At 53.8% G+C, this 21,813-nt stretch carries 23 protein-coding genes; 8 read left to right on the top strand and 15 right to left on the bottom strand.

The genetic code is table 11. The features are described 5' to 3' along the window. The 3 genes from METLA_RS0112565 to METLA_RS0112555 all read right to left on the bottom strand — a co-directional run bounded on the left by METLA_RS0112565 (position 1) and on the right by METLA_RS0112555 (position 2,640). Positions 1-1,113, bottom strand: a complete 1,113-nt coding sequence (locus METLA_RS0112565; RefSeq protein WP_084480131.1) for an MSMEG_0568 family radical SAM protein — start codon at positions 1,111-1,113, stop codon at positions 1-3. Continuing rightward, entirely contained in the window at positions 1,091-2,086 is a 996-nt protein-coding gene (locus METLA_RS0112560; protein ID WP_024298881.1) for a Nit6803 family nitrilase, read from the bottom strand. The genes METLA_RS0112565 and METLA_RS0112560 overlap by 23 nt, the downstream gene beginning before the upstream one ends. Positions 2,087-2,157: 71 nt before the next feature. Next, positions 2,158-2,640, bottom strand: coding sequence for an MSMEG_0572/Sll0783 family nitrogen starvation response protein (locus tag METLA_RS0112555; protein ID WP_024298880.1), 483 nt, complete (start codon positions 2,638-2,640; stop codon positions 2,158-2,160). A gap of 804 nt (positions 2,641-3,444) precedes the next feature. On the opposite strand from METLA_RS0112555, the gene METLA_RS22640 reads away from it, so the two are divergent. The 3 genes from METLA_RS22640 to METLA_RS0112545 all read left to right on the top strand — a co-directional run bounded on the left by METLA_RS22640 (position 3,445) and on the right by METLA_RS0112545 (position 4,195). Beyond that, positions 3,445-3,648 carry a hypothetical protein gene (locus METLA_RS22640; protein WP_152539435.1) on the top strand — a complete coding sequence of 68 codons (204 nt, stop codon included), beginning with the start codon at positions 3,445-3,447 and terminating at the stop codon, positions 3,646-3,648. Continuing rightward, positions 3,641-3,790 carry a lmo0937 family membrane protein gene (locus tag METLA_RS22635; RefSeq protein ID WP_152539434.1) on the top strand — a complete coding sequence of 50 codons (150 nt, stop codon included), beginning with the start codon at positions 3,641-3,643 and terminating at the stop codon, positions 3,788-3,790. Before METLA_RS22640 ends, METLA_RS22635 begins: the two co-directional genes overlap by 8 nt. Before the next feature lie 183 nt (positions 3,791-3,973). Next, the gene (locus METLA_RS0112545; protein WP_024298879.1) at positions 3,974-4,195 is read left to right on the top strand and encodes a hypothetical protein; all 222 of its coding nucleotides are present in this window, start codon (positions 3,974-3,976) and stop codon (positions 4,193-4,195) included. A gap of 200 nt (positions 4,196-4,395) precedes the next feature. Here METLA_RS0112545 and METLA_RS0112540 read toward each other — a convergent pair whose 3' ends face one another. The 3 genes from METLA_RS0112540 to METLA_RS0112525 form a co-directional block, all read right to left on the bottom strand. After that, complete coding sequence (locus METLA_RS0112540; protein ID WP_024298878.1) at positions 4,396-5,220, bottom strand: aspartyl/asparaginyl beta-hydroxylase domain-containing protein; 825 nt, start codon at positions 5,218-5,220, stop codon at positions 4,396-4,398. 252 nt (positions 5,221-5,472) lie between these two features. Then, positions 5,473-6,819 (bottom strand): cytochrome P450, encoded by a 1,347-nt coding sequence (locus tag METLA_RS0112535; protein ID WP_024298877.1) that lies wholly within the window; start codon positions 6,817-6,819, stop codon positions 5,473-5,475. Between the two features lie 278 nt (positions 6,820-7,097). Beyond that, positions 7,098-7,787: a Crp/Fnr family transcriptional regulator gene (locus METLA_RS0112525; protein WP_029646636.1), complete on the bottom strand. Its 690-nt coding sequence runs from the start codon at positions 7,785-7,787 to the stop codon at positions 7,098-7,100. A gap of 95 nt (positions 7,788-7,882) precedes the next feature. Here METLA_RS0112525 and hcp point away from each other — a divergent pair, with 95 nt between their 5' ends. After that, a complete protein-coding gene (gene hcp / locus METLA_RS0112520; RefSeq protein ID WP_024298875.1) occupies positions 7,883-9,547 on the top strand; it encodes a hydroxylamine reductase in 1,665 nt (554 codons plus the stop codon). A gap of 23 nt (positions 9,548-9,570) precedes the next feature. Further along, entirely contained in the window at positions 9,571-10,596 is a 1,026-nt protein-coding gene (locus tag METLA_RS0112515; protein ID WP_024298874.1) for an FAD-binding oxidoreductase, read from the top strand. Between the two features lie 77 nt (positions 10,597-10,673). Here the strand turns inward: METLA_RS0112515 and METLA_RS0112510 are convergent, their stop codons facing one another. Both METLA_RS0112510 and murJ read right to left on the bottom strand, forming a co-directional pair. Beyond that, positions 10,674-11,633, bottom strand: a complete 960-nt coding sequence (locus tag METLA_RS0112510; protein ID WP_024298873.1) for a GNAT family N-acetyltransferase — start codon at positions 11,631-11,633, stop codon at positions 10,674-10,676. Positions 11,634-11,739: 106 nt separating this feature from the next. Further along, positions 11,740-13,293, bottom strand: coding sequence for a murein biosynthesis integral membrane protein MurJ (gene murJ, locus METLA_RS0112505; protein WP_024298872.1), 1,554 nt, complete (start codon positions 13,291-13,293; stop codon positions 11,740-11,742). Between the two features lie 104 nt (positions 13,294-13,397). Here murJ and rpsT point away from each other — a divergent pair, with 104 nt between their 5' ends. Continuing rightward, positions 13,398-13,661 carry a 30S ribosomal protein S20 gene (gene rpsT / locus METLA_RS0112500; RefSeq protein ID WP_024298871.1) on the top strand — a complete coding sequence of 88 codons (264 nt, stop codon included), beginning with the start codon at positions 13,398-13,400 and terminating at the stop codon, positions 13,659-13,661. A gap of 88 nt (positions 13,662-13,749) precedes the next feature. Here rpsT and proB read toward each other — a convergent pair whose 3' ends face one another. The 4 genes from proB to rplU all read right to left on the bottom strand — a co-directional run bounded on the left by proB (position 13,750) and on the right by rplU (position 16,627). Continuing rightward, positions 13,750-14,871 carry a glutamate 5-kinase gene (gene proB, locus METLA_RS0112495; protein WP_024298870.1) on the bottom strand — a complete coding sequence of 374 codons (1,122 nt, stop codon included), beginning with the start codon at positions 14,869-14,871 and terminating at the stop codon, positions 13,750-13,752. Further along, entirely contained in the window at positions 14,858-15,892 is a 1,035-nt protein-coding gene (gene cgtA / locus METLA_RS0112490) for an Obg family GTPase CgtA (RefSeq protein WP_024298869.1), read from the bottom strand. Before cgtA ends, proB begins: the two co-directional genes overlap by 14 nt. A gap of 147 nt (positions 15,893-16,039) precedes the next feature. Beyond that, a complete protein-coding gene (gene rpmA, locus METLA_RS22040; RefSeq protein WP_084480130.1) occupies positions 16,040-16,297 on the bottom strand; it encodes a 50S ribosomal protein L27 in 258 nt (85 codons plus the stop codon). Positions 16,298-16,315: 18 nt separating this feature from the next. Then, the gene (gene rplU, locus METLA_RS0112480) at positions 16,316-16,627 is read right to left on the bottom strand and encodes a 50S ribosomal protein L21 (protein WP_024298868.1); all 312 of its coding nucleotides are present in this window, start codon (positions 16,625-16,627) and stop codon (positions 16,316-16,318) included. 254 nt (positions 16,628-16,881) lie between these two features. On the opposite strand from rplU, the gene ispB reads away from it, so the two are divergent. Continuing rightward, positions 16,882-17,892, top strand: a complete 1,011-nt coding sequence (gene ispB, locus METLA_RS0112475) for an octaprenyl diphosphate synthase (RefSeq protein WP_024298867.1) — start codon at positions 16,882-16,884, stop codon at positions 17,890-17,892. Positions 17,893-18,031: 139 nt separating this feature from the next. Here ispB and METLA_RS0112470 read toward each other — a convergent pair whose 3' ends face one another. From METLA_RS0112470 to METLA_RS0112455, 3 genes are all read right to left on the bottom strand, one after another. After that, complete coding sequence (locus METLA_RS0112470; protein WP_024298866.1) at positions 18,032-18,544, bottom strand: lipocalin family protein; 513 nt, start codon at positions 18,542-18,544, stop codon at positions 18,032-18,034. Positions 18,545-18,584: 40 nt separating this feature from the next. Beyond that, entirely contained in the window at positions 18,585-19,031 is a 447-nt protein-coding gene (locus METLA_RS0112465) for a hypothetical protein (RefSeq protein ID WP_024298865.1), read from the bottom strand. A gap of 580 nt (positions 19,032-19,611) precedes the next feature. After that, positions 19,612-21,228, bottom strand: a complete 1,617-nt coding sequence (locus METLA_RS0112455) for a phosphoethanolamine transferase (RefSeq protein ID WP_024298864.1) — start codon at positions 21,226-21,228, stop codon at positions 19,612-19,614. Between the two features lie 274 nt (positions 21,229-21,502). Here METLA_RS0112455 and METLA_RS20910 point away from each other — a divergent pair, with 274 nt between their 5' ends. Continuing rightward, positions 21,503-21,796, top strand: coding sequence for a type II toxin-antitoxin system ParD family antitoxin (locus METLA_RS20910; protein WP_024298863.1), 294 nt, complete (start codon positions 21,503-21,505; stop codon positions 21,794-21,796). Positions 21,797-21,813 lie beyond the last annotated feature (17 nt).

Raw genomic sequence — 21,813 nt, 5'->3', positions numbered from 1 at the left:
TCACACCTCGTAGCTGGCAAGTGCCGAGCAGGCGCCACATTTGGCGCAGCCGGCTTTCATGTCGTGGGATAGCAAGTTTGCTTTCTTCAGCATCGCGCCCAATTGCGGCAGGATTTGCGCCATGAAGGCTGGCGTCGGCGCCGGATGGTTTTCCAATGGTGTGCCGGTAATGGGCACGAACGGTACGACGAAGGGGTAAACGCCTTTTGTGATCAACTGCTCGGAGACCGACAGAATCACGTCCGGCGTATCACCCAAACCGGCCAGGATATAGGTGCTGACCTGGCCGCGACCGAACACCGCGACCGCAGCGTCGAAGGCATCCATGTAGCGCTCCAGCACTACGCCGGCCTTGCCGGGCATAATTCGGGCGCGTACCTCAGGGGTGATGGCTTCAAGATGCATGCCTAAGCTGGCTATGCCGGCAGCTTTCATGCGTTCGAACCAAATGTCGTCGTCCGGCGGCTCGCATTGGCCTTGAATCGGTAGATCGACTACCGCTTTAACTGCTTCAGCACTTTCGCACAACAGTGCCGCACCCCTATCAGTCAGATTCGGCGTGCCGGTGGTCATTACCATGTGTTTGACGTTATCCAACTCGACGGCTGCTTTAGCGACCTCTGCCAGTTGTTCAGGCGTTTTACGCAATATGGTCTTGCCCGCAGACAGTGACTGACCTATCGCGCAAAACTGGCAGGAGGTGTTGCGGTTGCCGTAACGGATACAGGATTGCAGTAGTGTGGTTGCTAAGACATCCGACGAATGCAGCGTGGCGATCTGCGAATACGGTATGCCTTCGGTAGTCTGCAAATCGTAAAAACGTGGTTGGCGTGGAAATTCAATGTGGCTGACCACGACGCCGTTGCGGCGAATCTCGCTGATGCCGTTTGCGTCCGGCCGGCTGGCGACGAACGGTGACTCGCAAGCTGAGACCGTGGCAATCGGTATCATCACGGTCCGCCCAGCCAAGCTAACGGCTTTGTGATCGGAAGGGCCGGCGCCGCCTCGACGGCCAGTTACGCCAACTTCGTTGTCTTCCAGGCGTAAGCCTAAGGATTGCAGATCCGATATCAGCCCTGCTGGGCCAACTTTAGTTTGTGCTGATAGCGTCATGGCGGTCGCTCTCTTTGACGGATTGAGATGAAACGGCTGGTATATCACTGAACATCGGTACCGCCGGTCTGTCATCTATGCGCAGGCTTAGTAGTTCTGGCCGGGCGTAATGGCCGACCGAATCCATCATGCGCTTACGCTTGGTGATTAAATTCATGTCCAGATCGGCGATCAGGATGCCTTCGCCTTCGCGCAAGGGTTCGATTACATGCTGGCCTTCCGGCGAGATGATGGCCGTGCAACAACCACCGCGCAGGGCTTTTTGTAAGCCAGGGTCGGTGGTAACCGCGTCAATTTGCTCGTCGCTGAGCCAGCCGGTGGCATTGATTACAAAGCAGCCCGATTCCAAGGCGTGGTGGCGTATCGTCACTTCAATTTGATCGGCAAAGATGGGGCCGACCAACGAGCCAGGAAACTGGCTGCAATGAATTTGTTCGTGCTGGACCATCAAAGCGTAGCGGGCCAGCGGGTTGTAATGTTCCCAGCAGGCCAACGCGCCGATGCGGCCAACGCCAGTTTCCACGACCTTTAATCCGGAGGCATCGCCCTGGCCCCAGATCATGCGTTCGTGATACGTCGGGGTGATCTTGCGGCGTTTCAACGCCAGACGGCCGGTTTCATCGAAAATCAATTGGGTGTTATATAAGCTGCCGTGGTCGCGCTCGTTGACCCCCAACACCACCACGATGTCGTGAGCCTTGGCTTGTGCCGCGACGGCATCGGTAACCGGGCCCGGGACTGTCGGGGCATAGTCGTACAGTTTCAAGTGCTCGCGACCGGCGGCAACCGGCGGCAATACGAAGGAAAAATACGGGTAGTAAGGCACGAAGGTTTCTGGGAACACCACGATTTGCGCGCCTTTTGCGGCGGCATCACTGATGGCTTGGCAAACTTTGTCACCGGTGGCTGTAGCGGATTCGAACACCGGCGTCATTTGCACTGCGGCTGCTCTTACGATATGGGGGATAGTCAAAACGAAATCTCCTGCTGCGAGTCAAAAAAAGCCCGAACTGGGGTTCGGGCGAGTGCTGATGGCTAGAGGATTTACAACGTCCAAGTATCCAAAACAAAGGCGTTGTCACGCTGATGGATTAGCACGATGTCTAATACATCTAATGGGCTGATAGGTCGAATACCCGGCAGTAAACTGGGTTCGCCATGACCGTACAAGGCTTGCAACGCAAACCGACAGGCATAGACTTTGCCGCCTTCCTCGATGAATTTGGCGATTTGGTTAGCGTAGTTTTGGTGGCCCGGGAAAGATTCGTCTCCCAAACGCGGAAAGCCGCGTTGCAGACCCAATGTCACACCTGGACCATAGAGCAGGATGGAGGTTTCGAAGCCTTTGCGTTGCAAACGGGTAGCTTGCAGCAGATTGACGAAGCCAATTGAACCTTCGAAAGCGACGGTGTGGAATTTGACTAAGGCTTTCTGGCCTGGCTCTGCTTTGACGTCTTCAAAGACTTTTTCTTCGAAGTCGACAAAACAATCGCCTTTTTGATGTGCCGGTGCGGTGACTGCTGGCATGAAGTTCTCCTGGATGTTAGTAAAAAAAACCCGCATCGGAGGGATGAGATGCTGGGAAGGATTTATGATCGTCAACCGTTAGGTGATCGACGGTGAATACTTTACTAACGAAGGAAAAAGCGAAACAGATTCAGTTCATTGCCTAATTTTTAAGTACAGATTTAAATATAAGCAATCTGTATGGTTTAAAAAAACGCATATCTGTTATGGTTGGGGCGACCGCAGAATTCGGAAAAAATAGTACGCTAAGCTGTGCTTGCGAGTTTGAATTTCCGACCCTAATGGAGGGTGTAAGAATTTTTGTGTAAACGGTCATTTGGTAGGAAACTGCCGTTTCTTTGATGACATGATCCAATGTTTTGAAATGCATATCCGGATTTATGCAACTTTCAGGCATTCAAATAACCAAAAATATAGGTTTTAGCTGATTTCCGAACCGGTCAATTGTTTCAGTTTGACGATGACGCCGAATTGATCTTCTCTCACCGCAGAACCAAGTTAAATTGTGATTTTTTATCAACACGTCTTAGGCAAACCCAAACCCATAATGGCTGAAAATGCAATGAACTAAAGAATCAAAATCTGTTCTTATTGATTAATAAAAAATTAAATAGTATCCAGATTTCTGTCGTGAACTCTATAACTGGAGCCATTAAAAAACAATACTTGCTGACTTGTTGCAAAGCGCTTATAGCAAGAAAGTAATTTGTTTAAAGCTTGATTAGCCATATTTTACGGTGTGGGTAATTTTGCATTATTTAGGAGAATGGTTATGGCTATCAAAAAAATAAATCCTCCTTAAAAATGTTAATTATTTCGGCGCTCGCATCGATCTTTATTGTTTCAATACCGCAAACAGCAAACGCCAATAGTTGGCCTTCAGCAGGTTCGATGGAATTGATTAATTCTTTCTGCCCAGTTGGCTCCGAACAATCTCAAGAACTCAACCAATTAAAGAAAGAAATTACCGCTGCTGACACACTTGTATGGAGAAGCGCACATGCTTGAAACGTTAGCTATCGTACTCATTATCCTCTGGCTGCTGGGTTTTGTCTCCTCGTATACACTGGGCGGTTTCATTCATATTCTATTGGTTGTCGCGGTAGTCATGATCCTACTGCGTGTTATACAAGGTCGACGTGTCCTGTAGCGGCACAGCAAAGTGCTAAGGTAACCTCGGCAGAGCCCTTTCGTGTCTGAATGGCTTTATGCAACGAGGCGGCAGCTGTCAGTGTTGCGCTTCGACGCGTTTAGGATTCCTGGTTTATGCCGGGCACTGTTGGGCGAGCCGCGCTGAGCTTGACTCAAGGGTATTATTGATAGGAGAGACAAAATGGACACAGTTAAAATCGTGGCAATCGTGTTGATCATAGCTGGACTGATGGGGCTGGCGTATGGTCGTTTTAGCTATACTCGGGAAACCCAGGAAGCCAAGTTTGGCCCTTTCGAGCTGACAATTAAAGACACGCAGACGGTCAATATACCGGTCTGGGCTGGTGTGGCGGCAGTTGTGGCCGGCGGCGGGCTCCTGCTTTTTGCAAGCAGGAAGCGCTAGCGGCCGGAGCCGCGATTCCCTTGCGCGTTATAAAATTGCCGCGAACATAAGCGGCAATTTCTTCGTTGTTCTCCTTTTTCGTCAAGTGCTTCGGCGATCTTACTATTCGACTCAATGTCTATCAGATCCTGCGGACGATTTGTCGGCAAGGGTTGATTGAAGGGAACATCTCCATCGTTCAAACCTGCTGTGAAGCTACTCTATCTTAATGGCACCCAGCTGCCGTAAAAGATAAATTTTGATTTTTGCAGTATGTCCCCGAGTAAATCCACCACTTTGTCCAATACAGAATGGCATCGACTCGGCCGGACTATATCCACAAACAGGCAGTAACGCGGGGCATCGGTTTGATTAAAGGATTGATGCGATAACGTATCGTCAAAAATAAACAGTTTATTATCGCACCAATGGTTTTCCCGTTTTCTGACTTTGATATACGAAGCGCTGTCCTTCACGTCATTGATGTTGTAGAGTACTCTTAAGGTGGCCCGTAGCGGCCCAAAATGCTCATCGGTGGACTCTTTTTTATTAAAAACTGAAACACCTATCGTTTTAATATATTTATAATCTTGATGAAATGCGGGAACGCTGACAGAATTCTGAAGATTGATTCCATACCATTTAAAAAACAGCATCCCTCTTTTTACGTTCTCAACACGGTTAGCCAGCTGATCTACAAGGTTTTCTGACTTGGCCGCAGCCAAAATATGCTCGATTTCCTGCTGACAATCCGCCGGCAGATCATGCAGCTGATAGATTTTCTTATTGATATAGGGGAGGGTCAGCAGATCCATCAAGATATTGAAGGGGGAGAGTGCCCAAGTTGGCACGCCATTGCCCAAAAAATACCGCTGCAATATCCTCATGTCGATATTGCTGTTCCGGCTGACATCATAAATGCCGCAAAGCAGATAAAACAGCATGAATTCGGAAAAGTAATAGGTCATTAGCGCCAAGAATACATACCAGACAGCGGTTTGCAGCCAGAACCTTTTTTTTCTCCTGTCATAGGATTTTGCATCCATCGATTTAGCCTTATGCGTTGAGTTTATTGTTATCGGCGCTAATCTAACATATTTTTCCAAGCCAGGTATGGCCGCCCTTAAAAAGTCCTGAATTTTTAAAATATCGGTGAAGGGTGGAACTCAACCGTATAGAGCTGATCCCTCATGCAACCGGAGACCGCTTTAGGTCGATTCAAGAGGTTTTTCTATACGATGCAGGGTTACGGCGCATGTATTCCGTGCCACGGAGAGTGTGGGGGCGATGCTTAGGCTTTAATTTATAGCCCGCACCCTTAATCTAAGCCCGCCCTTCGGGCGCAAGGTCACCGCCATGTCATGCTCCGGTTCCTGGTCGCTACAGAGCGCAAAATCGAAATGTTGCGCGAGCATCGCCAAGAGCAGGGTCAGTTCCACGGTCGCGAACTGATTGCCGATGCAGAAGCGCGGGCCGATGCCGAACGGTAAGAACCTATATTTGGAGGCTTTCTGGCCGAGGAAGCGGTCCGGGTCGAAAGCCTCCGGGTTTTCCCAGAGCGCCGGATGGTGATGGATGTTGTAGATGCTGATCATCGCCAGGCTGCCGGCCTTCAGCGGATAGTTTTGCAGGCGGGTGTCGCGACCGATTTTTCGGATCATCAGCGCGACGGCGGGTTTCAGCCGCATCGCTTCGAACAGCACCGCCTTCGTGTAAGGCAGCTGATCGAGCTGATCTTCGCTTGGAATGCCGCCGTTCAACACGCGGTGTAATTCCGCTCTGAGTCTGGCCATCACCTCCGGGTGTTTGGCCAGATAATACAGTGTCCAGGTCAGCACATTCGCCGAGGTTTCATGGCCCGCCACGAACAGCGTCGCCATTTCGTCGCGCAGTTGCCGCCGGCCCATGCCGGCGCCGGTTTCAGGGTCCGTACTGGTCAGCAACAGATGCAGTAAATCATTATATCGGCCGGGGTTCGCCGTGCGTTCGTCGATCAGGCCGTAGATGATCGAATCCAGCGCGGCCAGCGCGCGCTTGAATTCGCGGTTGCGGCGGGTCGGAACCCACAACGGCGGGTCGAGGGGATTCAAAACCGTCGCGGCGGCATAACGCAGACACACCTCCAGCGCCGGTGCGATCACGTCAACCCGGTCCAGCACGCTGGTACTGAACATCGTGCGCGTCAATACTTCCAGCGCCAGATGCAGCATTTCGGCGGAAATGTCGACTTCGGTATCGGGTGCCAATTGCCGCCAGCGTGCGATCAACTGCGCGCCGGCCTTTTCCATCTCCGGCAGTAAGGTCAAAATATTCCGCCGCTGAAACACCGGCTGCAGCAGGCGCCGCTGCTGATTCCACAACGGTCCGGTGCTGGTCACCAGCCCCTGTCCCATAAACAATTGCAGGCCCTTCGGTTTTTGCGGGTCGTAAATCTTCACGAACACATCCTGCTGTTCGGTCATCGCCTGTTCGACCAGATCGGGGTGGCTCAGCAGATAAAAATTTTGCGAGAGGATCCGGAAATTGACGATGTCGCCAAATTCGCGTTGCCAGCGAATCATGCAATCGAGCGGATTTTTCTTGAATTCCGCCAGATGGCCGAGCAACCGCTGACCTTTAGGGGTGGGGATGGAGGAATGCGGCATGTGCTTGCTTGGCTGTGGGTTAATGTTCGGGTCGGAACAGGGGTCTTGGATTGTCGTAGCTTATCAAAAAATGCGGCATCTGGATCATAAAAAGGTAACAGCGTTTTGGCATGTCGATGCGCCGTTAAGTGAATCGATCTTCAGCACGATCAATAGCCACAACCCCCCCGAAAACAACGGTTGAACGGATTGGGCTATGAAATTTTTCGTGCCGTTCGCGTTTTTCGTGGACGATGCATAACCTCATTTATGAGGATCAGCGCGTTGTTCGCTAATGCTCAATCCGCCAAAGCCAGCTCGTCCTGCAGACCCTTTACATCCAACACTTCCACCGATTTGCCTTGCACCGAGATCAGGCCCTTACGGCTTAATTGCTGGAGGATACGGGAGAAAGTCTCTGGGCGTACCGATAGCCGGGAAGCCAGGATTTGTTTGGGGGTTTCCCATTCCAGGCTGTAGCGGCCGGCGGTGCGGTCGGGAGCCGATTGCAGCAGCAATTGAATGACCCGCATGCTGGCATTTTGCAGCGTCAATTGATCGATGTCTTGTATCGCGCCGTGCAAGCGCCGGCTCATGCCGCCCAGCAAACGCAGGCACAGCGCATTGGATTCCTGAAGCAAGCCGAGAAATACCGCCATGTCGATTCGCCATAACTCGCTGTTCAGTACGGCTTTGGCGCTGACCGGGTAACTGTGGATATTAAAAAACATCACCGCCTCGGCAAAGGTTTGGCCGGGCTGGATGATCTCGATCACTTTTTCCTCGCCGCCGGGCGATAGCCGGTAAAGCTGAATCTGCCCCGTGCGCAGCAGATAAAAATAGCGCGCCTGATCGCCGAAATGAAACAGATGTTCATCCTCGGCCAGAGCCATGCGCTGGGCTGTCGACAGCACGCGGCCCAATTGGGCGTCATCCAGCATGGCAAACAGATAGTGTTGGCGGAATTGTTTTTGGGACTCGATGGACATAAAACCTCGCTTGATTTAAGTCAAGGACACTTTAGCGGCGCGCTTGTATTCTGGCAACCACTACGAGCCATCAATCCATTCAACAAGGAGATATCATGTTTTGTTATCAATGCGAACAAACCACGCGCGCAAGCACCGGCAATGGCTGCCACGAAGTCAAGGGCGTTTGCGGTAAGGACGAAACGACCGCCGATTTGCAGGACCTGATGATTTACGGTCTGCAAGGCATCGCCCAATACGCCAAACGCTTGCGCCAATTCGGGGAGAACCCGTCCGAAGCCGACGATTTCATGCTGTATGCGTTGTTCACCACCTTGACCAACGTCAATTTCAACGCCAGCCGCTTTGTGCAGTTGATCAAGGAAACGGCAGTGTGGCGCGACCGGCTGAAAGCGCAATACGAAGCGCTTGCCGAGCAGCAAGGTGTTGCCGCTGAAGCGCTGACGGGTCCGGGTCAATGGCGGCCCGCATCGACCCTGGCCGGGCTGATGATCCAGGCCCAAGAGGCGGCCATCAATCTCGAACTGCAACAAGTCGGCGAAGACATCATCGGCCTTAGGGCAATGCTGTTGTACGGCATCAAAGGCGCGGCGGCTTATGCCTACCATGCGTTGATGCTGGGTTATCGGGACGATGACATTGGCGCAGGATTTGAAGAAGCGCTGGATTTTCTGGCGACGCACCCTGGCGACGCCGACCAATTGCTGGATTGGTCTATGCGTATCGGCCAATTGAATTACAAAGTCATGGCGATGCTGGATGCGGCAAATACCGGCAGCTTTGGCGCGCAGCAGATCAATACGGTCAACCTCGCCCAGGTAAAAGGCAAGGCGATACTGGTCAGCGGCCACGATTTGCACGATCTGGCGCAATTGCTGGAGCAAACCCAGGGGCTGGGGATCAATATCTATACACATGGCGAGATGCTGCCGGCGCATGCGTATCCGAAATTGAAAGCCTACCCGCATTTGGTCGGCAATTACGGGACGGCCTGGCAGAATCAGCATCAAGATTTTACGCAGTTTCCGGGGCCGATTCTGATGACTTCGAACTGTTTGGTGGAACCGTCCCCGGCCTACCGGCAGCGGATTTTTACCGCAGGGCCGGTCGGTTGGCCGGGAGTCCGGCATATCGTCGGCGGCGATTTTGCGCCGGTGATTGAGGCGGCTCTGGCATTGCCGGGCTTTAGCGAGGATGCGCCGGAACAGCTGATTACCGTCGGTTTCGGCCGCGATACCGTCATGGGCGTCGCCGACAAGGTGATCGACGCGGTGAAAGCCGGCGCGATCCAGCATTTCTTCCTGATCGGCGGCTGCGACGGCGCGGCGCCGGGTCGCAACTACTTTACCGAAGTGGCGGAGCAAGCTCCCGACGAAACCGTGATCCTGACGCTGGGCTGCGGCAAGTACCGCTTCAATAGCCACGATTTCGGCGACATCGGCGGCATTCCCCGGTTGCTGGACATGGGGCAATGCAACGATGCTTATTCGGCGATTCAGGTGGCGTCCGCACTGGCCAAAGCCTTCGATTGCGGCGTCAACGACTTACCGTTATCGCTGATGATCTCCTGGTTCGAGCAAAAAGCCGTGGCGGTGCTGTTGACCTTGCTGTCGCTCGGTATCCGCGGCATCCGGCTCGGGTCGACACTGCCTGCCTTCTTGACGCCGGCATTGCTGGCCAAGCTCGGTGAAGCGTTCGATCTGAAAGCGACCGGCACGGCTGCCCAAGATATTCAGGACGCGATGAAAAAAGCCGCCTGAGCGGCGCACAACCGGGAGTGATTATGTCCGAACATCAAATTACGCTGACCACCCGCGACGGGCACGAGGTGACGTTCAGCTGTGGCGACAGCTTCGATGTGGTGAGTGCCGGCGAGCAAGCCGCTATCCTGTTGCCGTCGCTGTGCAGGGACGGCGGCTGCGGCGCCTGCGTGGGTCATTGCGCCGAAGGCGAATACACGCTAGGCGAGCACAATGCCGGCGTTTTGTCCGAAGCGGCCGTGTCGGGGCGCGATGTGCTCTTATGCCGAACCTATCCCCAAAGCGACCTTAAGATTACCGCGCCTTATGACTATGCGCATATCCATTTCGGCCATTGCGAGGCGCGAAATGCGGTGATTACCGGGCTAAAGACGATTGCCGACCGGACGGTGCGGATCAGGCTGAGCTGGCAGGACGAAGAGGGCGGCAAGGCGGTCGAGTTTGAACCGGGTCAATGCATGGAACTGGAAATCCCCGATACCGGAATCCGCCGCGCCTATTCTCTGGCCAACACCGGAAACTGGCGGGGCGAGCTGGAGTTTTTGATTCGTCTGCAGCCCGAAGGCCGGTTTTCAGGCTATCTCAGCCGGGGCGCGGAGGTCGGTCAGATTCTGAAGGTCTACGGGCCCAGCGGCGCTTTCGGCTTGCAGTCCGATAGTCTCAATCCGGCCGTCTTTATCGCCGGCGGCACCGGCCTGGCGCCGTTTCTGTCGATGCTGCGCCGGCTTGCCGAATGGGGCGAGGACCGGTCCATACACCTGTTGTTCGGCGTTAACCGGGAAAGCGAGCTGTTTTATATCGATGAATTGGATCGATTGAAGCAGCAACTGCCCGGCTTGAGCGTGACGCTGTGCGTCTGGAAGCCGGAGCCGGACTGGTCCGGATTCAGCGGAACGCCTGCCGAAGCCTTGCAACACTATTTGCAGGATCATCCGGGCGACTACGATATCTACCTTTGCGGCCCGCCGTTACTGGTGACGGCGGCAACCCAGGTCGCATTGGCCAGAGGCATTGCCGAGCAGCGGATTTTTTCGGAAAAATTCGGCTGAGGCGGCGTTTCGGTTTAAACACCGCAAACTGTGGCTTCGGCATGAGGTCATCGGCTTAAAAAATCGATGACCTCATGCTAGATATTCAGCGCCCGGAACGCGGTGCAGGGCTCGCATCGCTGCCAGAATCGGTCGAATGTTTCGGCAAGCTGGCGGCTGCGGCTCGGCAGGGCGGGACTCCAGACGCCGGCGTAACGGTCGTCGAACAGCCGGAACAAATAGCCGTCCCGGTCATTGAAAATAAAGGCCGATGCGTATTGCTGGTCTTCGGGTTCGACCGGTGTGCGAAATTCAAACGAGGACGGCAGTTTTTGGGCGAGTTCAATCAGGGGATGCGCTTGGCCGATAACCGTTGTCGTATCCTGCACGATGATGCGGGCGCCGCCGTCCTGGCTCTGGATCGCGAATTGCCGGAGGGCGGCGGCGATATCGGGATGCCCGTACAGAGGGTATTCCAGGTTAGGCGTGCAGATGCCGAGGCGGCGGCGAGCGTCTTTGATGATGTTGAGCGTCGCAGCCAAGGCGTCGTCGAAATGATCGAATTCGGTCGCCGCAACCGATGGCCGTCCGGGGTTGATGGCTCGCCGCTCAGGCGCTGCCAATGGCTCTAGTTTCAGGCGCATCGATTGATGCGGAATGCCGCCTTCGATAAAGCTCTCGCCTGCTTTGACAAAGCCGAACCGTTCATAAAAAACCAGTGCTGAAAGTTGGGCGTTTAAACTGACTTCCGGCCGGCCGCGCTTTTGCGCCTCATTCAGCAACGCCGCCATGATCGATTTGCCGACGCCCTGATTGCGCCAGGCGCTCAGCACCGCCAGGCGGCCAATCTTGCCTTCGGGCGAAAGTCGGCCCGTGCCGATGGGTTGATGGTGCGCATCGCGGGCGATCAGATGCAGGCTATGCGGGTCTTGTTCGTCCCACTCGATTTCGGCGGGTATGCGCTGTTCGATCACGAACACCGCATCGCGCACCGCGTGCAAATCGTCGTTGTCGGCGTGAAAATCCGCGGGTTCGATACGGTAGTCGGGTATGATCATCTTGGCTGGGAGCTTTCGTTCAAATGCCACATCAAGACTAGCAGAGCGGCGGGAATTTGTTCATCGATTACACGCTTGCTCCCGCCCGCAAGACCCTGCGCCGCAATTAACGGGTCGACCGTAGTGTGCGCGCTTTTCTCAACGACATCGGCAGTCGCATGCCAGTCAGCCATAAGGTCGCCGCGTAAAGCGACAGCCCTGCCGCTATCCATCCGACAAGATGCAGCGCTCTCTCGCCCGAACTTCTTGCTATCCAGTCGTTCGGCTCGACCTGGCTGTATAACACGGCCGACATCACGCCGGTGCCGAGCAGAATGCGCAGCAAAAATAGTCGCCAGCCTGTCGCGGGCAGGTAAATCTGATCGGTCCTCAATTTTCTGAACAGCAAAATGGCGTTGAAGAAGGCGCCGAGCGATGTCGCCAGCGCGAGTCCTGCATGCGCGAGCGGAATCGCCAGCACGTTCAGCGCTATGCTCGCGATCATCGCGTAGATGCTGTAGCGGAGCGGCGTTTTGACATCTAGGCGCGAGGAAAACGCGGGCGCGAGCACTTTGATCAGAATGAAGCCCAGAAGGCCTGCCGAATAGGCTTTCAGGCTAAGCCCCGTATAATGCACGTCGGACACCGAGAATTCATTGTACTGGAACAGCGTGAACAGGATCGGCTCGGCCAACAGGATCAGGCCGATAGAGGCGGGCAGACCGATCAATAACACCAGGCGCAGGCCCCAGTCCAGCGCGGCCGAAAACGCCCCAGAGTCGCGCGCGGCATGGGTTTTTGACAAGTTCGGCAGAATCGCGGTCGAAACCGCAACGCCCAAAATGCCGAGCGGAAATTCGACCAGCCGGTCCGAATAATACAGCCAGGACACGCTGCCGGCGGCCAGGAAGGATGCGATCAGCGTATCGAATAACAAGTTGATCTGCGTGACCGAAACGCTGAACATCGCCGGCAGCATCAAGCCGATCACTTTTTTGACGCCGGGGTCCGAAAAGCCCGGACGCAGTTTCGGCAACAGGCCGAGGCGCAGGACGGCCGGCAGTTGAAAAGCCAATTGCACGATGCCGCCGGCGAATACGCCCCAGGCCAGCGCGGTAATCGGCTCGTCCAGCAGCGGGCTCAATTCGATCGCGGCGGCGATCATCGCGATATTCAGCCAGACCGGCGTCAGCGCGGGCAGGGCGAATTTGCCGTATACATTCAGGATCGAGCCGAGGAACGCGGTGAGCGAGATGAAAAACAGGTAAGGCAGGGTGATCCGCAACAACTCGACGGCCAGCTCATGCTGCGCGCTGTGCCAGGCAAAGCCGGGGGCGAGCAGCGTGATCAGGAGCGGCGCAGCGAGGATGCCGAGCGCGGTGATCGCGGTCAAAATCAACGCCAAGGTGCCGGCGGTTTTGGCGATAAAATCCTTCAGCGTCTGAGGGTCGTGGTTTTCCTTGTAATCGGTCAATACCGGCACGAAGGCATGCGCGAAGGCGCCTTCGGCGAACAGGCGGCGCAGGAAGTTAGGCAGCTTGAAGGCGGCAAAAAAGGCGTCGGTTGCGATGTCGACGCCGAAAAGCCGTGCGATCAGCATGTCTCTGGCAAATCCCAGCAGCCGCGAAATCAGCGTCATGCTGCCGACCGACGCGGTCGATTTCAGTAACTGTTTGCTCAAGGGTGTCCCGTTCTTGTGGTTAAGGCCTTGACAATCATATCATTTATCATGATAATGATCGGTCTATTTAACTCAATTTTGTTTTTTGCACGAGTCGAGACACTATGGCTAATACAGCACAAGCTAAAAAGCGCGCGAAGCAAGCGGAAAAAAGCCGTGTTCGCAACGCAGGACAACGCAGCAATTTGCGTACTTTCATCAAAAAAGTAATTGCCGCCGTTAACGCGGGCGACAAGGAAAAAGCGCAAGCCGCTTACAACACGGCGGTGCCAGTGATCGACTCCGCTGTAAACAAAGGCCTGATCCATAAGAATAAGGCTGCCCGCGGCAAAAGCAGACTGAACGCAAAAGTCAAAGCGCTTGCTTAATAAAGCGGAACGGCGATAACGCCAAAAAAAGGCCGGAACTCTTCGAGTTTCGGCCTTTTTTTTGTTCGGTAACCGGCTGGCGCGCCGCTTAGATCAGCACCATGTTGTCGCGGTGTATCATTTCCGCGTCGTCGGCATAGCCGAGAATCTTTTCAAATTCCGCGCTGTTCTTGCCGGCGATCAGTTCTGCATCCGTTTTGCCGTAATTGGTCAGTCCGCGCGCGATTTCATTGCCTTCCTCGTCGACGCAGGAGACCAGTTCGCCGCGTTCGAAACGGCCCGAGACCGCTTTGACGCCGGCGGCCAGAAGGCTCCTGCCGTTGGCTTTCAATACCTTGACCGCGCCCGCGTCGATCACTAATTCGCCCTTGATCTGGAGTTGTCCGGCCAGCCAGCGTTTTCTGGCGACGAGAGGTTCCAGGTCCGGGATGAAGTAGGTGCCGATATTTTTGCCTTCCATCACGCGGCTGATCACGTCTTCGGCGACGCCGGGCGCAATGACGGTGGCGGCGCCCGAGCGCGACGCTAGGCGTGCGGCGCGCACTTTCGTGGACATGCCGCCGCGTCCGAGGCCGCTGCGGCTTGCGCCGGCCATTTGATCGAGGTTCGGATCGTTCGCGCGGATTTCCGAAACCAGCGTCGCGTCGGGGTAGACGGTCGGGTCGCCGGTGAAAAGGCCTTGCTGATCGGTCAGGATGATCAGGAGTTCGGCTTCGACCAGGTTCGCGACCAGTGCGGCCAGCGTATCGTTATCGCCGAAGCGGATTTCCTCGGTCGCGACCGTGTCGTTTTCGTTGATCACCGGCACCACGCCGAAATCGAGCAGCGTCAGCAGGGTGCTGCGCGCGTTCAAATAACGCCGGCGGTCGGAGAGGTCGTCGTGGGTCAGCAGCACCTGCGCGGCATGCAGGTCGTGCTGTTGAAAGTTGTCGTCGAATACGCGCACCAGCCCCATCTGGCCGACCGCGGCCGAGGCCTGCAATTCGTGCAGCGTGGTCGGGCGGGTTTTCAGGCCCAGGCGGCACATGCCTTCGGCGACCGAGCCGGAGGAGACCAGCACCACGTCGATAGACTGCCGGCGCAAACCGGCCATTTGCGCGACCCAGCCGGCAATCGCGGCTTGATCGAGGCCTTTGCCGCCTTTGGTCAGCAGCGAACTGCCGATTTTGACGACGATCCGTTTAACATGCGAAAAATCATTCCTCTTCACTGTCTTTGCGCCGCTCTTGTTCTAAAAAGTCCATGATCGCGAACATCAACTCGCGCGTGCCTTCGCCGCTCGTCGCCGAGATTTTGAAGACCGGTCCGTCCCAGTCCAGCGCCTCGACGATTGCATCGCAGTGTTCGTCGACTTCGTCCGCAGGCAGAATGTCGATCTTGTTCAGTACCAGCCAGCGCGGTTTGTCCGCCAGATCGTCGCTCCATTGCTCGACTTCGTGAATGATTTTTTGCGCTGAGCTGACCGGATCGTCGCTGCTTTCGTAGGGCGCGATATCGAGCACATGCAGGAGCAGGCCGGTACGCGACAAGTGTTTTAGGAATTGCAGGCCGAGACCCGCGCCGTCGGCCGCGCCTTCGATTACGCCCGGAATGTCCGCGATCACGAAGCTGCGCATCTCGTCGACGCGAACCACGCCGAGATTCGGATGCAGGGTCGTGAAAGGATAGTCGGCGACTTTCGGGCGGGCGGACGACACGGCGCGGATCAGGCTCGATTTGCCGGCGTTCGGCATGCCGAGCAGGCCGACGTCGGCGATCAGCGTCATTTCGAGAAGCAGCGTCCGATGCTCGCCCGGCGTGCCTTTGCTGGCCTTTTGCGGTGCGCGGTTGATACTGCTTTTGAAGCGCGTGTTGCCGAGGCCGTGAAAGCCGCCTTTCGCGACCAACAGGGTTTCGCCGACCTCGGTCAAGTCGCCCATCACTTCGCCGGTATCGGCGTCGCTGATGCGCGTGCCCAGAGGAACCGGGACATAATGGTCCTCCCCTTTTCTGCCGGTGCAATTGCGGCTCATGCCGTTCTGGCCGCGCTCGGCCCGATGCACGGCGTGATAGCGAAAATCCGCCAGCGTATTGACGTTTTCGACTGCGATTAGAAAGACGCTGCCGCCGTCGCCGCCGTCGCCGCCGTCGGGTCCGCCCAGCGGAATGTATTTTTCGCGCCGGAAACCAATGGTGCCGTTGCCGCCGTCGCCAGCTTCAACGCGTATTTCTGCCTCGTCAACAAATTTCATGGATCAAATATGCCGTGCAGGTTTGCCTGCGTTCAAAACAAAAAAAGCCCCGCGATGGATTGCGGAGCTTTCTTGGGGAGTTCCGGGTTGCTAAACGCAAATCCCGAAACATGACTTACGGAGTTGCCCTAGATTATCGGTTTAGGCTTAGGCAGCAACGATGCTGACAAACTTACGGCCTTTCTCGCCTTTAACCTGGAATACGACTTTACCGTCGGCTGTCGCGAACAGGGTATGATCCTTGCCGAGACCTACGTTGTCGCCGGCATGGAAATGCGTGCCGCGTTGACGAACGATGATGTTTCCGGCTTTGACGACTTCGCCGCCAAAACGTTTAACGCCTAATCTTTTCGCGTTTGAGTCGCGACCGTTCCGAGTACTACCACCCGCTTTCTTATGTGCCACAATAACACCTCTTAGGAATTATGCAGAAATGCCGGTAATCCGGACTTCTGTGTAATATTGGCGATGACCCATTTGTTTCATGTGGTGCTTACGCCGTCTGAATTTAATGATCTTGATCTTTTTGTGGCGGCCTTGCGACAATACGGTCGCAGAGACTTTGCCGCCTTCGATGAAAGGCGCGCCAACTTTGACTGCATCGCCTGACTGAATCAACAGAACTTTGTCGAATTCAACGCTGTCGCCAGTACCAAGTTCCAATTTTTCTATTTTTAAGGTCGTACCTTCGGCCACCCGGTACTGTTTACCACCCGTTTGAATTACCGCATACATCTGAGTAAGCTCCGTCAAGCATTTACTGTAAAAAGTGAACAGACTATTATATTTGTAATTGCCGACTAGTCAACTAAAATTTGGCTAGGTTGCAAGTTATTCCGAATAAGATAGCAAAATTATCTATTGACATCAATAGCCTTTATTCAATAGGATGGGGAGTTTGCTGTTCATTAAGGAGATATGAGCAGATAGTATGCAGCGGATTTGCGGCTTTACGATCAAAAACAATCCTATTTTTTATACTGATTAGCATGGCATTGCAAACACACATCGACCCGAGTCCAACGGCGCCGATCGACTTCGAATCGATCAAAAATTTAACGAAATCCGAAGCCAGAGCTGTTGACCAACTGATCATCGACGAGCTCAGTTCAGATGTCGTGCTGATCAATCAGATGGGGCATTATATCGTCGGCAACGGCGGCAAACGCCTCCGGCCGATGCTGCTGTTGCTCGCGTCGAAGGCGCTCGGCAAGGTCGACGACAAGCATCTGATCCTGGCGGCGGTGATCGAGTTCATTCACACCGCAACCTTGCTGCATGACGACGTGGTCGACGAATCCGACCTGCGGCGCGGCAAGGAATCGGCCAATGCGGTCTGGGGCAACGCGGCCAGCGTGCTGGTCGGCGACTATCTGTATTCCCGCGCCTTCGAAATGATGGTGCGCACCGGCAACATGCGGGTGATGGAAATCCTCTCGAAAACCACGACGTTGATCGCCGAGGGCGAGGTGTTGCAGCTGTTGAACTGCAACAACCCGGAAACGACCGAAGCCAAATATCTCGAAGTTATATCGCGCAAGACCGCGATCCTGTTCAGCGCCGCGATGCGTCTTGGCGCGGTGGTCTCCGGCGTGTCTTCCGCGACCGAAGAAGGGCTGGCGAAATACGGCCAGCATTTGGGTATCGCGTTTCAATTGATCGACGACGCGCTCGATTACAAGGCCACCAAAGAAGAGCTCGGCAAGAATCTCGGCGACGATCTGGCCGAAGGCAAGCCGACGCTGCCGTTGATCTATGCGATTCAAAAAGGCAACCAGGCCGATGCGAAAATCGTGATCGACGCGATCCAGAACGGCGACCGCGAGGCGTTCAACGAAGTCTATGCGGTCGTGCAGCGCACCCAGGCAATCGCTTACACCGAGCGGCGCGCCGACGAAGAAGCCGAAAAAGCGATCGATGCGCTAGAAGTGCTGTCGGAATCCGAATACAAGGACGCCTTGATTCAGCTGGCTAAGTTTTCGGTGCAGCGGAATTATTGATCAGCCGCGTAGGGTGCGCACTGCGCACCTTCTTCGGTGCTTAAATCCAGACTCGCTCGCATTTATGGCAATTGTCCCGTGCCGTAAATGCGCATGAGCATTTCGGACATTGTCAGTGGTGCGCGGTGCGCACCCGTGGTTATTCAACCTGCTTAACCATAATCAATTTGTCGGTTTCAAATCCCTGTCTTTTGGCGTTCTCGATTAAAGCGTCGAGAGTTTCCTTTGGTAGGGTCTTGGTTCTGGCCAAAATCCACAGATAGGATCTGTTCGGTCCGGTCACCATCGAATATTGGTAGTTTTGCTTGTCCAGCGCGATGATGTTGTAGCTGCCGTAAAAGGGTCCAAAGAACGAGACCTTGAGCCGGCCTACCGTCGGCTGGTCGATAAAATACGCCTTGCCCTCGGCCTTTTTCCATTTCCCGGTTTCCTGATTCCGGCCCTGATTCAGGACTTCGATGCCGCCGTCCTTCGCGAGCGTGTATTGGGCCGAAATATTGTCCAGGCCTTTTTCAAAGCTCTGTTCCAGACGGGCTATTTCATACCAGGTGCCCACATAACGGTTTGCATCAAAGTCTTCCACAGGTTTCAGTCCTTTCGGCAAGCCTGTGCAGCTCGCGAGTAAAAAAGCTAGCAGCCAAAAAATATTCATCTTGAATCGATCCAGGTTATATCGCATGAGCGAACGGGATTTACGAAGACCGGGGGGATCTTGTTTGGATGTGCGGGCGATTCGCTCTCAGCAGATGTGCCGAAAGGCCGAAAGCAAGATGGGATACGCCGGTATAGGCGAAAAAAAGCGATAAATTGGGATCCACTTCAATAGCGTTGATCAAGCTGTAAACCTGTAAAGACCCGGACATCAGCGTCAGAGATAAACCGACCAGCATAAAATAATGGGTATTGCCTGAAAAAAAGCAGCCGATACACAGAAAAATTTCCGTCAAAGCCAGATAAACCAGCATCATGCGCAGATTATTTGCCAGTGGTCCATAAAGATCGGTATGAAACTCGAAGATCGAGCCGTTATCCGAGAGCGACAGGATGCCGGACGCTATCAGCACGATGACGGATAGGTAGAAATTCATCTCGACACATTTTTTCAGGATTGTCAGGCTTATCGATGGCGTCGTCAACATGTTTCAACCGTCTGCAAAAAATCTCCCTTTGGGGGAAAGGGAGGCTTGAGGGGAGGATATTAAGTGCCAAGCACTACAGAAAATAAAAGCGGCGACAATTCGGCAATATAAGGGTCGAAAATTTATATTCTGTAAATGAAAGTTTACCGGGCTGCGATTTTTTGTCAAGATATTATTGTACAATACATGTACATTGATTTGCCTTGAGATTGCCTGCATTCGGGTGACCACGCATTCTGACTGCGCTTAGGCTCAATTTACAGGATAAAAATCGGCGGGATAGCGCATTAGTCCAGATGAAAGGGCTGCCCCTGTTTCGGCGTAAGCGGAGGGATTTTGGTTAGGTCTTGTCAAGCTATTGGGAGCAAGGAGAGGCCTTGGCTGACCCCCGTTTTCGTCTTGCGAGGAAGAAGCGGATCAGAAATTGGATGATCGAGAGTAAGAAGCGGTCACCGCTTCATATCTTGAAGGGTTTGCCGATTGCCTGGACGCTGAGCGGCAAGGAAATCGGCGATGTCGTGACGGTCGAGGCGCCTGTCGAATAGTCGCGATGAGTCTATCTATTCACCGCGGCAGGTGTTTACGCTTTACACGTGGCAAAAATATCCAGCTTGGCATCATAAACCTGCGTATGCACTCCCATTAAGCCCAATAAGGAGTGAAACAAGTTGTCGTGGCTATAAGGGCTGTCTTTATGCTGCCGCAAACACGCCGAATCGATTTTATGATCCCGAATAAAATCCTGTGAAAACCAGGTGATCAATGGCACATGCTTCTGTTCGTCCGGCGCGATAAAGTAGGGCAGGCCGTGTAGAAAGACATTATTTTCACCGAGCGATTCGCCGTGATCGGATACATAGAGCATCGCGGTATCGTATTTAGCCGAATTTTTCTTTAAAAATTCGATGACCTTGGCTAGAAAATAATCGGTATAGGCAATGGTGTTATCGTAGGCGTTAACCACTTCCTGATGGCTGCAATCGTTTAAATTGTCCTGCTCGCATTCGGGTTTAAAAACGGTGAAATTGGCCGGATGACGCAGGTTATAACCCGGCCCGTGGCTGCCTTTTTGATGCAGCACGATCACACCATGGCTGGTTAATTTATCCACATAGGCCTGCAGTTGATACAGCAGCGCTTCATCGTAGCAATCCTCCGCGTTGCATAAGTTGGCGAGTTTTAAATGCGAAATATCCTCGCTCGCCACCCGCTTGCAGACGCCTTTGCAGCCGTCGTTATTATTGCGCCATAACACTTTGACCCCGGCATGGCTCAAGACATCCAAGACGTTTTCGGTATATTGGGCTTTTGCCGGATCGTAATGGTCGTGGCCCTGGTTGGAAAACATGCAAGGAACGGATGCCGCGGTCGCGGTGCCGCAAGAATGCACGTTGGTAAAACTCAATACCTGTTGTTGGCTCAAATAAGGGTCCGTTGGCCGAGGATAGCCGTCCAAGGCAAAATTTGCCGCCCTCGCCGTTTCGCCGAGGACCAGTACGGTCAGATTTTTTTTACCGGATGGATTCGGGTTGGCGGTAATTTTTGCATCAGCGCCCAGCGGAATCAGCGCGTGTTGGCCTTTCAGTTTGCGTTTCAGATTGGAAACCGAAGAATCCACCAAATTGACCGGGTTAATCAAGTAGCGCAGTTCACGGTGGTTTCGATAAATCGACGTGTAATCGCCGTAAAAGAAATAGCCGAGTCCCCCGATCAAAGCCGCGCAAACGAGTAAGGTTCTGAGATTGTTCAATAATTGTCGTGGCAAAGGTTGGTAGGCGATCTTCGTCCGCACAATCAAAGCTGCGGGAATGCCGCCTAGCACGATCAAATACCCCAGCATCTTCCAATTCAGCAGTTCGAATGCTTCACCGGTATTGGTTTCCAGCGCGTTTTGCAGCATGCTTTTGTCAATCACGACTCCATAGTTGACCATGAAGTAATCGATCGCTGCAGAGGCGAATAAAAATAAAACCAGAACGCCCTTAAACAGATATTTCAGCCGGAAGAGCGTGAAAAACAATTTTAACAGCAGCGTTAACACCAGGAAAAATGGCGCATAGAACAAGAGCGTGTCGAGGGATAGGCCGCCTTTGATCTTAAAGAGTTCGTGCCACAACGCGGTATTGCAAAACAGGATTAAAAATAGCGAATTCGTCAGGGCTGGACAAGGAACGGTCAGGCGTTTAAGGTTTTCCATGACACTAAGATAAAATTGAAAAATTGGTTAACGTTACATCAGTTTGCTGAATCAAAACTGAAAATATACGCGGGGCTGTCAACAGCCTGACCCATGAGAGTCCTAATTGCTGGCGTCTTCGATCAAGGCATCGAGCGTTTCCTTCGGCCGTGTCTTGGTTCTGACCAAGATCTACACAAGTAATATTAAATGACAAATCGAGAAATCCCTTGTCAAAGGCTCTACTTATCATGTATGTTTTATGTAAATATCTTGTATATTATAGAGGTTTACCATGCACATCAACTTATCGGCCGAAATGGAGCAATATCTTCAAAGCAAGGTCGGCACAGGCTTTTACAGCAACGCTTCCGAAGTCGTCCGTGACGCCATTCGCCGGATGCGGGAAGAGGATGAAAAACTGGCGGCGCTTCGGGCGGCCGTGCAGATCGGCGACGACCAGCTTGATCGTGGCGAAGGGATTCCGTACACGCCGGAGCGGCTTGAAACCATTACAGCTAAAGCTCTTGCCAATTCCCGTAACGGCAAGAAAGTAAATCCCGATCCAGGTTTACTCATAGGCTCATGATGGCCTTGAATGGTTTC

It is taken from the genome of Methylomicrobium lacus LW14, assembly GCF_000527095.1.
Taxonomy (GTDB): Bacteria; Pseudomonadota; Gammaproteobacteria; order Methylococcales; family Methylomonadaceae; genus Methylomicrobium; species Methylomicrobium lacus.
The sequence above is the reverse complement of the archived record's forward strand: the minus strand, read 5'-3'. Positions and strand labels throughout refer to the sequence as shown.

Excerpts from the sequence above, each read along its gene's own strand:
- METLA_RS0112455 (WP_024298864.1), bottom strand. The coding sequence starts at position 21,228 with ATGGAAAACCTTAAACGCCTGACCGTTCCTTGTCCAGCCCTGACGAAT.
- METLA_RS0112565 (WP_084480131.1), bottom strand. The coding sequence starts at position 1,113 with ATGACGCTATCAGCACAAACTAAAGTTGGCCCAGCAGGGCTGATATCG.
- METLA_RS0112555 (WP_024298880.1), bottom strand. The coding sequence starts at position 2,640 with ATGCCAGCAGTCACCGCACCGGCACATCAAAAAGGCGATTGTTTTGTC.
- METLA_RS0112525 (WP_029646636.1), bottom strand. The coding sequence starts at position 7,787 with ATGTCCATCGAGTCCCAAAAACAATTCCGCCAACACTATCTGTTTGCC.
- ispB (WP_024298867.1), top strand. The coding sequence starts at position 16,882 with ATGGCATTGCAAACACACATCGACCCGAGTCCAACGGCGCCGATCGAC.
- METLA_RS0112535 (WP_024298877.1), bottom strand. The coding sequence starts at position 6,819 with ATGCCGCATTCCTCCATCCCCACCCCTAAAGGTCAGCGGTTGCTCGGC.
- hcp (WP_024298875.1), top strand. The coding sequence starts at position 7,883 with ATGTTTTGTTATCAATGCGAACAAACCACGCGCGCAAGCACCGGCAAT.
- METLA_RS0112465 (WP_024298865.1), bottom strand. The coding sequence starts at position 19,031 with ATGTTGACGACGCCATCGATAAGCCTGACAATCCTGAAAAAATGTGTC.
- METLA_RS0112470 (WP_024298866.1), bottom strand. The coding sequence starts at position 18,544 with ATGAATATTTTTTGGCTGCTAGCTTTTTTACTCGCGAGCTGCACAGGC.
- METLA_RS20910 (WP_024298863.1), top strand. The coding sequence starts at position 21,503 with ATGCACATCAACTTATCGGCCGAAATGGAGCAATATCTTCAAAGCAAG.
- METLA_RS22640 (WP_152539435.1), top strand. The coding sequence starts at position 3,445 with ATGTTAATTATTTCGGCGCTCGCATCGATCTTTATTGTTTCAATACCG.
- cgtA (WP_024298869.1), bottom strand. The coding sequence starts at position 15,892 with ATGAAATTTGTTGACGAGGCAGAAATACGCGTTGAAGCTGGCGACGGC.
- rpsT (WP_024298871.1), top strand. The coding sequence starts at position 13,398 with ATGGCTAATACAGCACAAGCTAAAAAGCGCGCGAAGCAAGCGGAAAAA.
- METLA_RS0112510 (WP_024298873.1), bottom strand. The coding sequence starts at position 11,633 with ATGATCATACCCGACTACCGTATCGAACCCGCGGATTTTCACGCCGAC.
- METLA_RS0112515 (WP_024298874.1), top strand. The coding sequence starts at position 9,571 with ATGTCCGAACATCAAATTACGCTGACCACCCGCGACGGGCACGAGGTG.
- METLA_RS0112540 (WP_024298878.1), bottom strand. The coding sequence starts at position 5,220 with ATGGATGCAAAATCCTATGACAGGAGAAAAAAAAGGTTCTGGCTGCAA.
- METLA_RS0112545 (WP_024298879.1), top strand. The coding sequence starts at position 3,974 with ATGGACACAGTTAAAATCGTGGCAATCGTGTTGATCATAGCTGGACTG.
- METLA_RS22635 (WP_152539434.1), top strand. The coding sequence starts at position 3,641 with ATGCTTGAAACGTTAGCTATCGTACTCATTATCCTCTGGCTGCTGGGT.
- rplU (WP_024298868.1), bottom strand. The coding sequence starts at position 16,627 with ATGTATGCGGTAATTCAAACGGGTGGTAAACAGTACCGGGTGGCCGAA.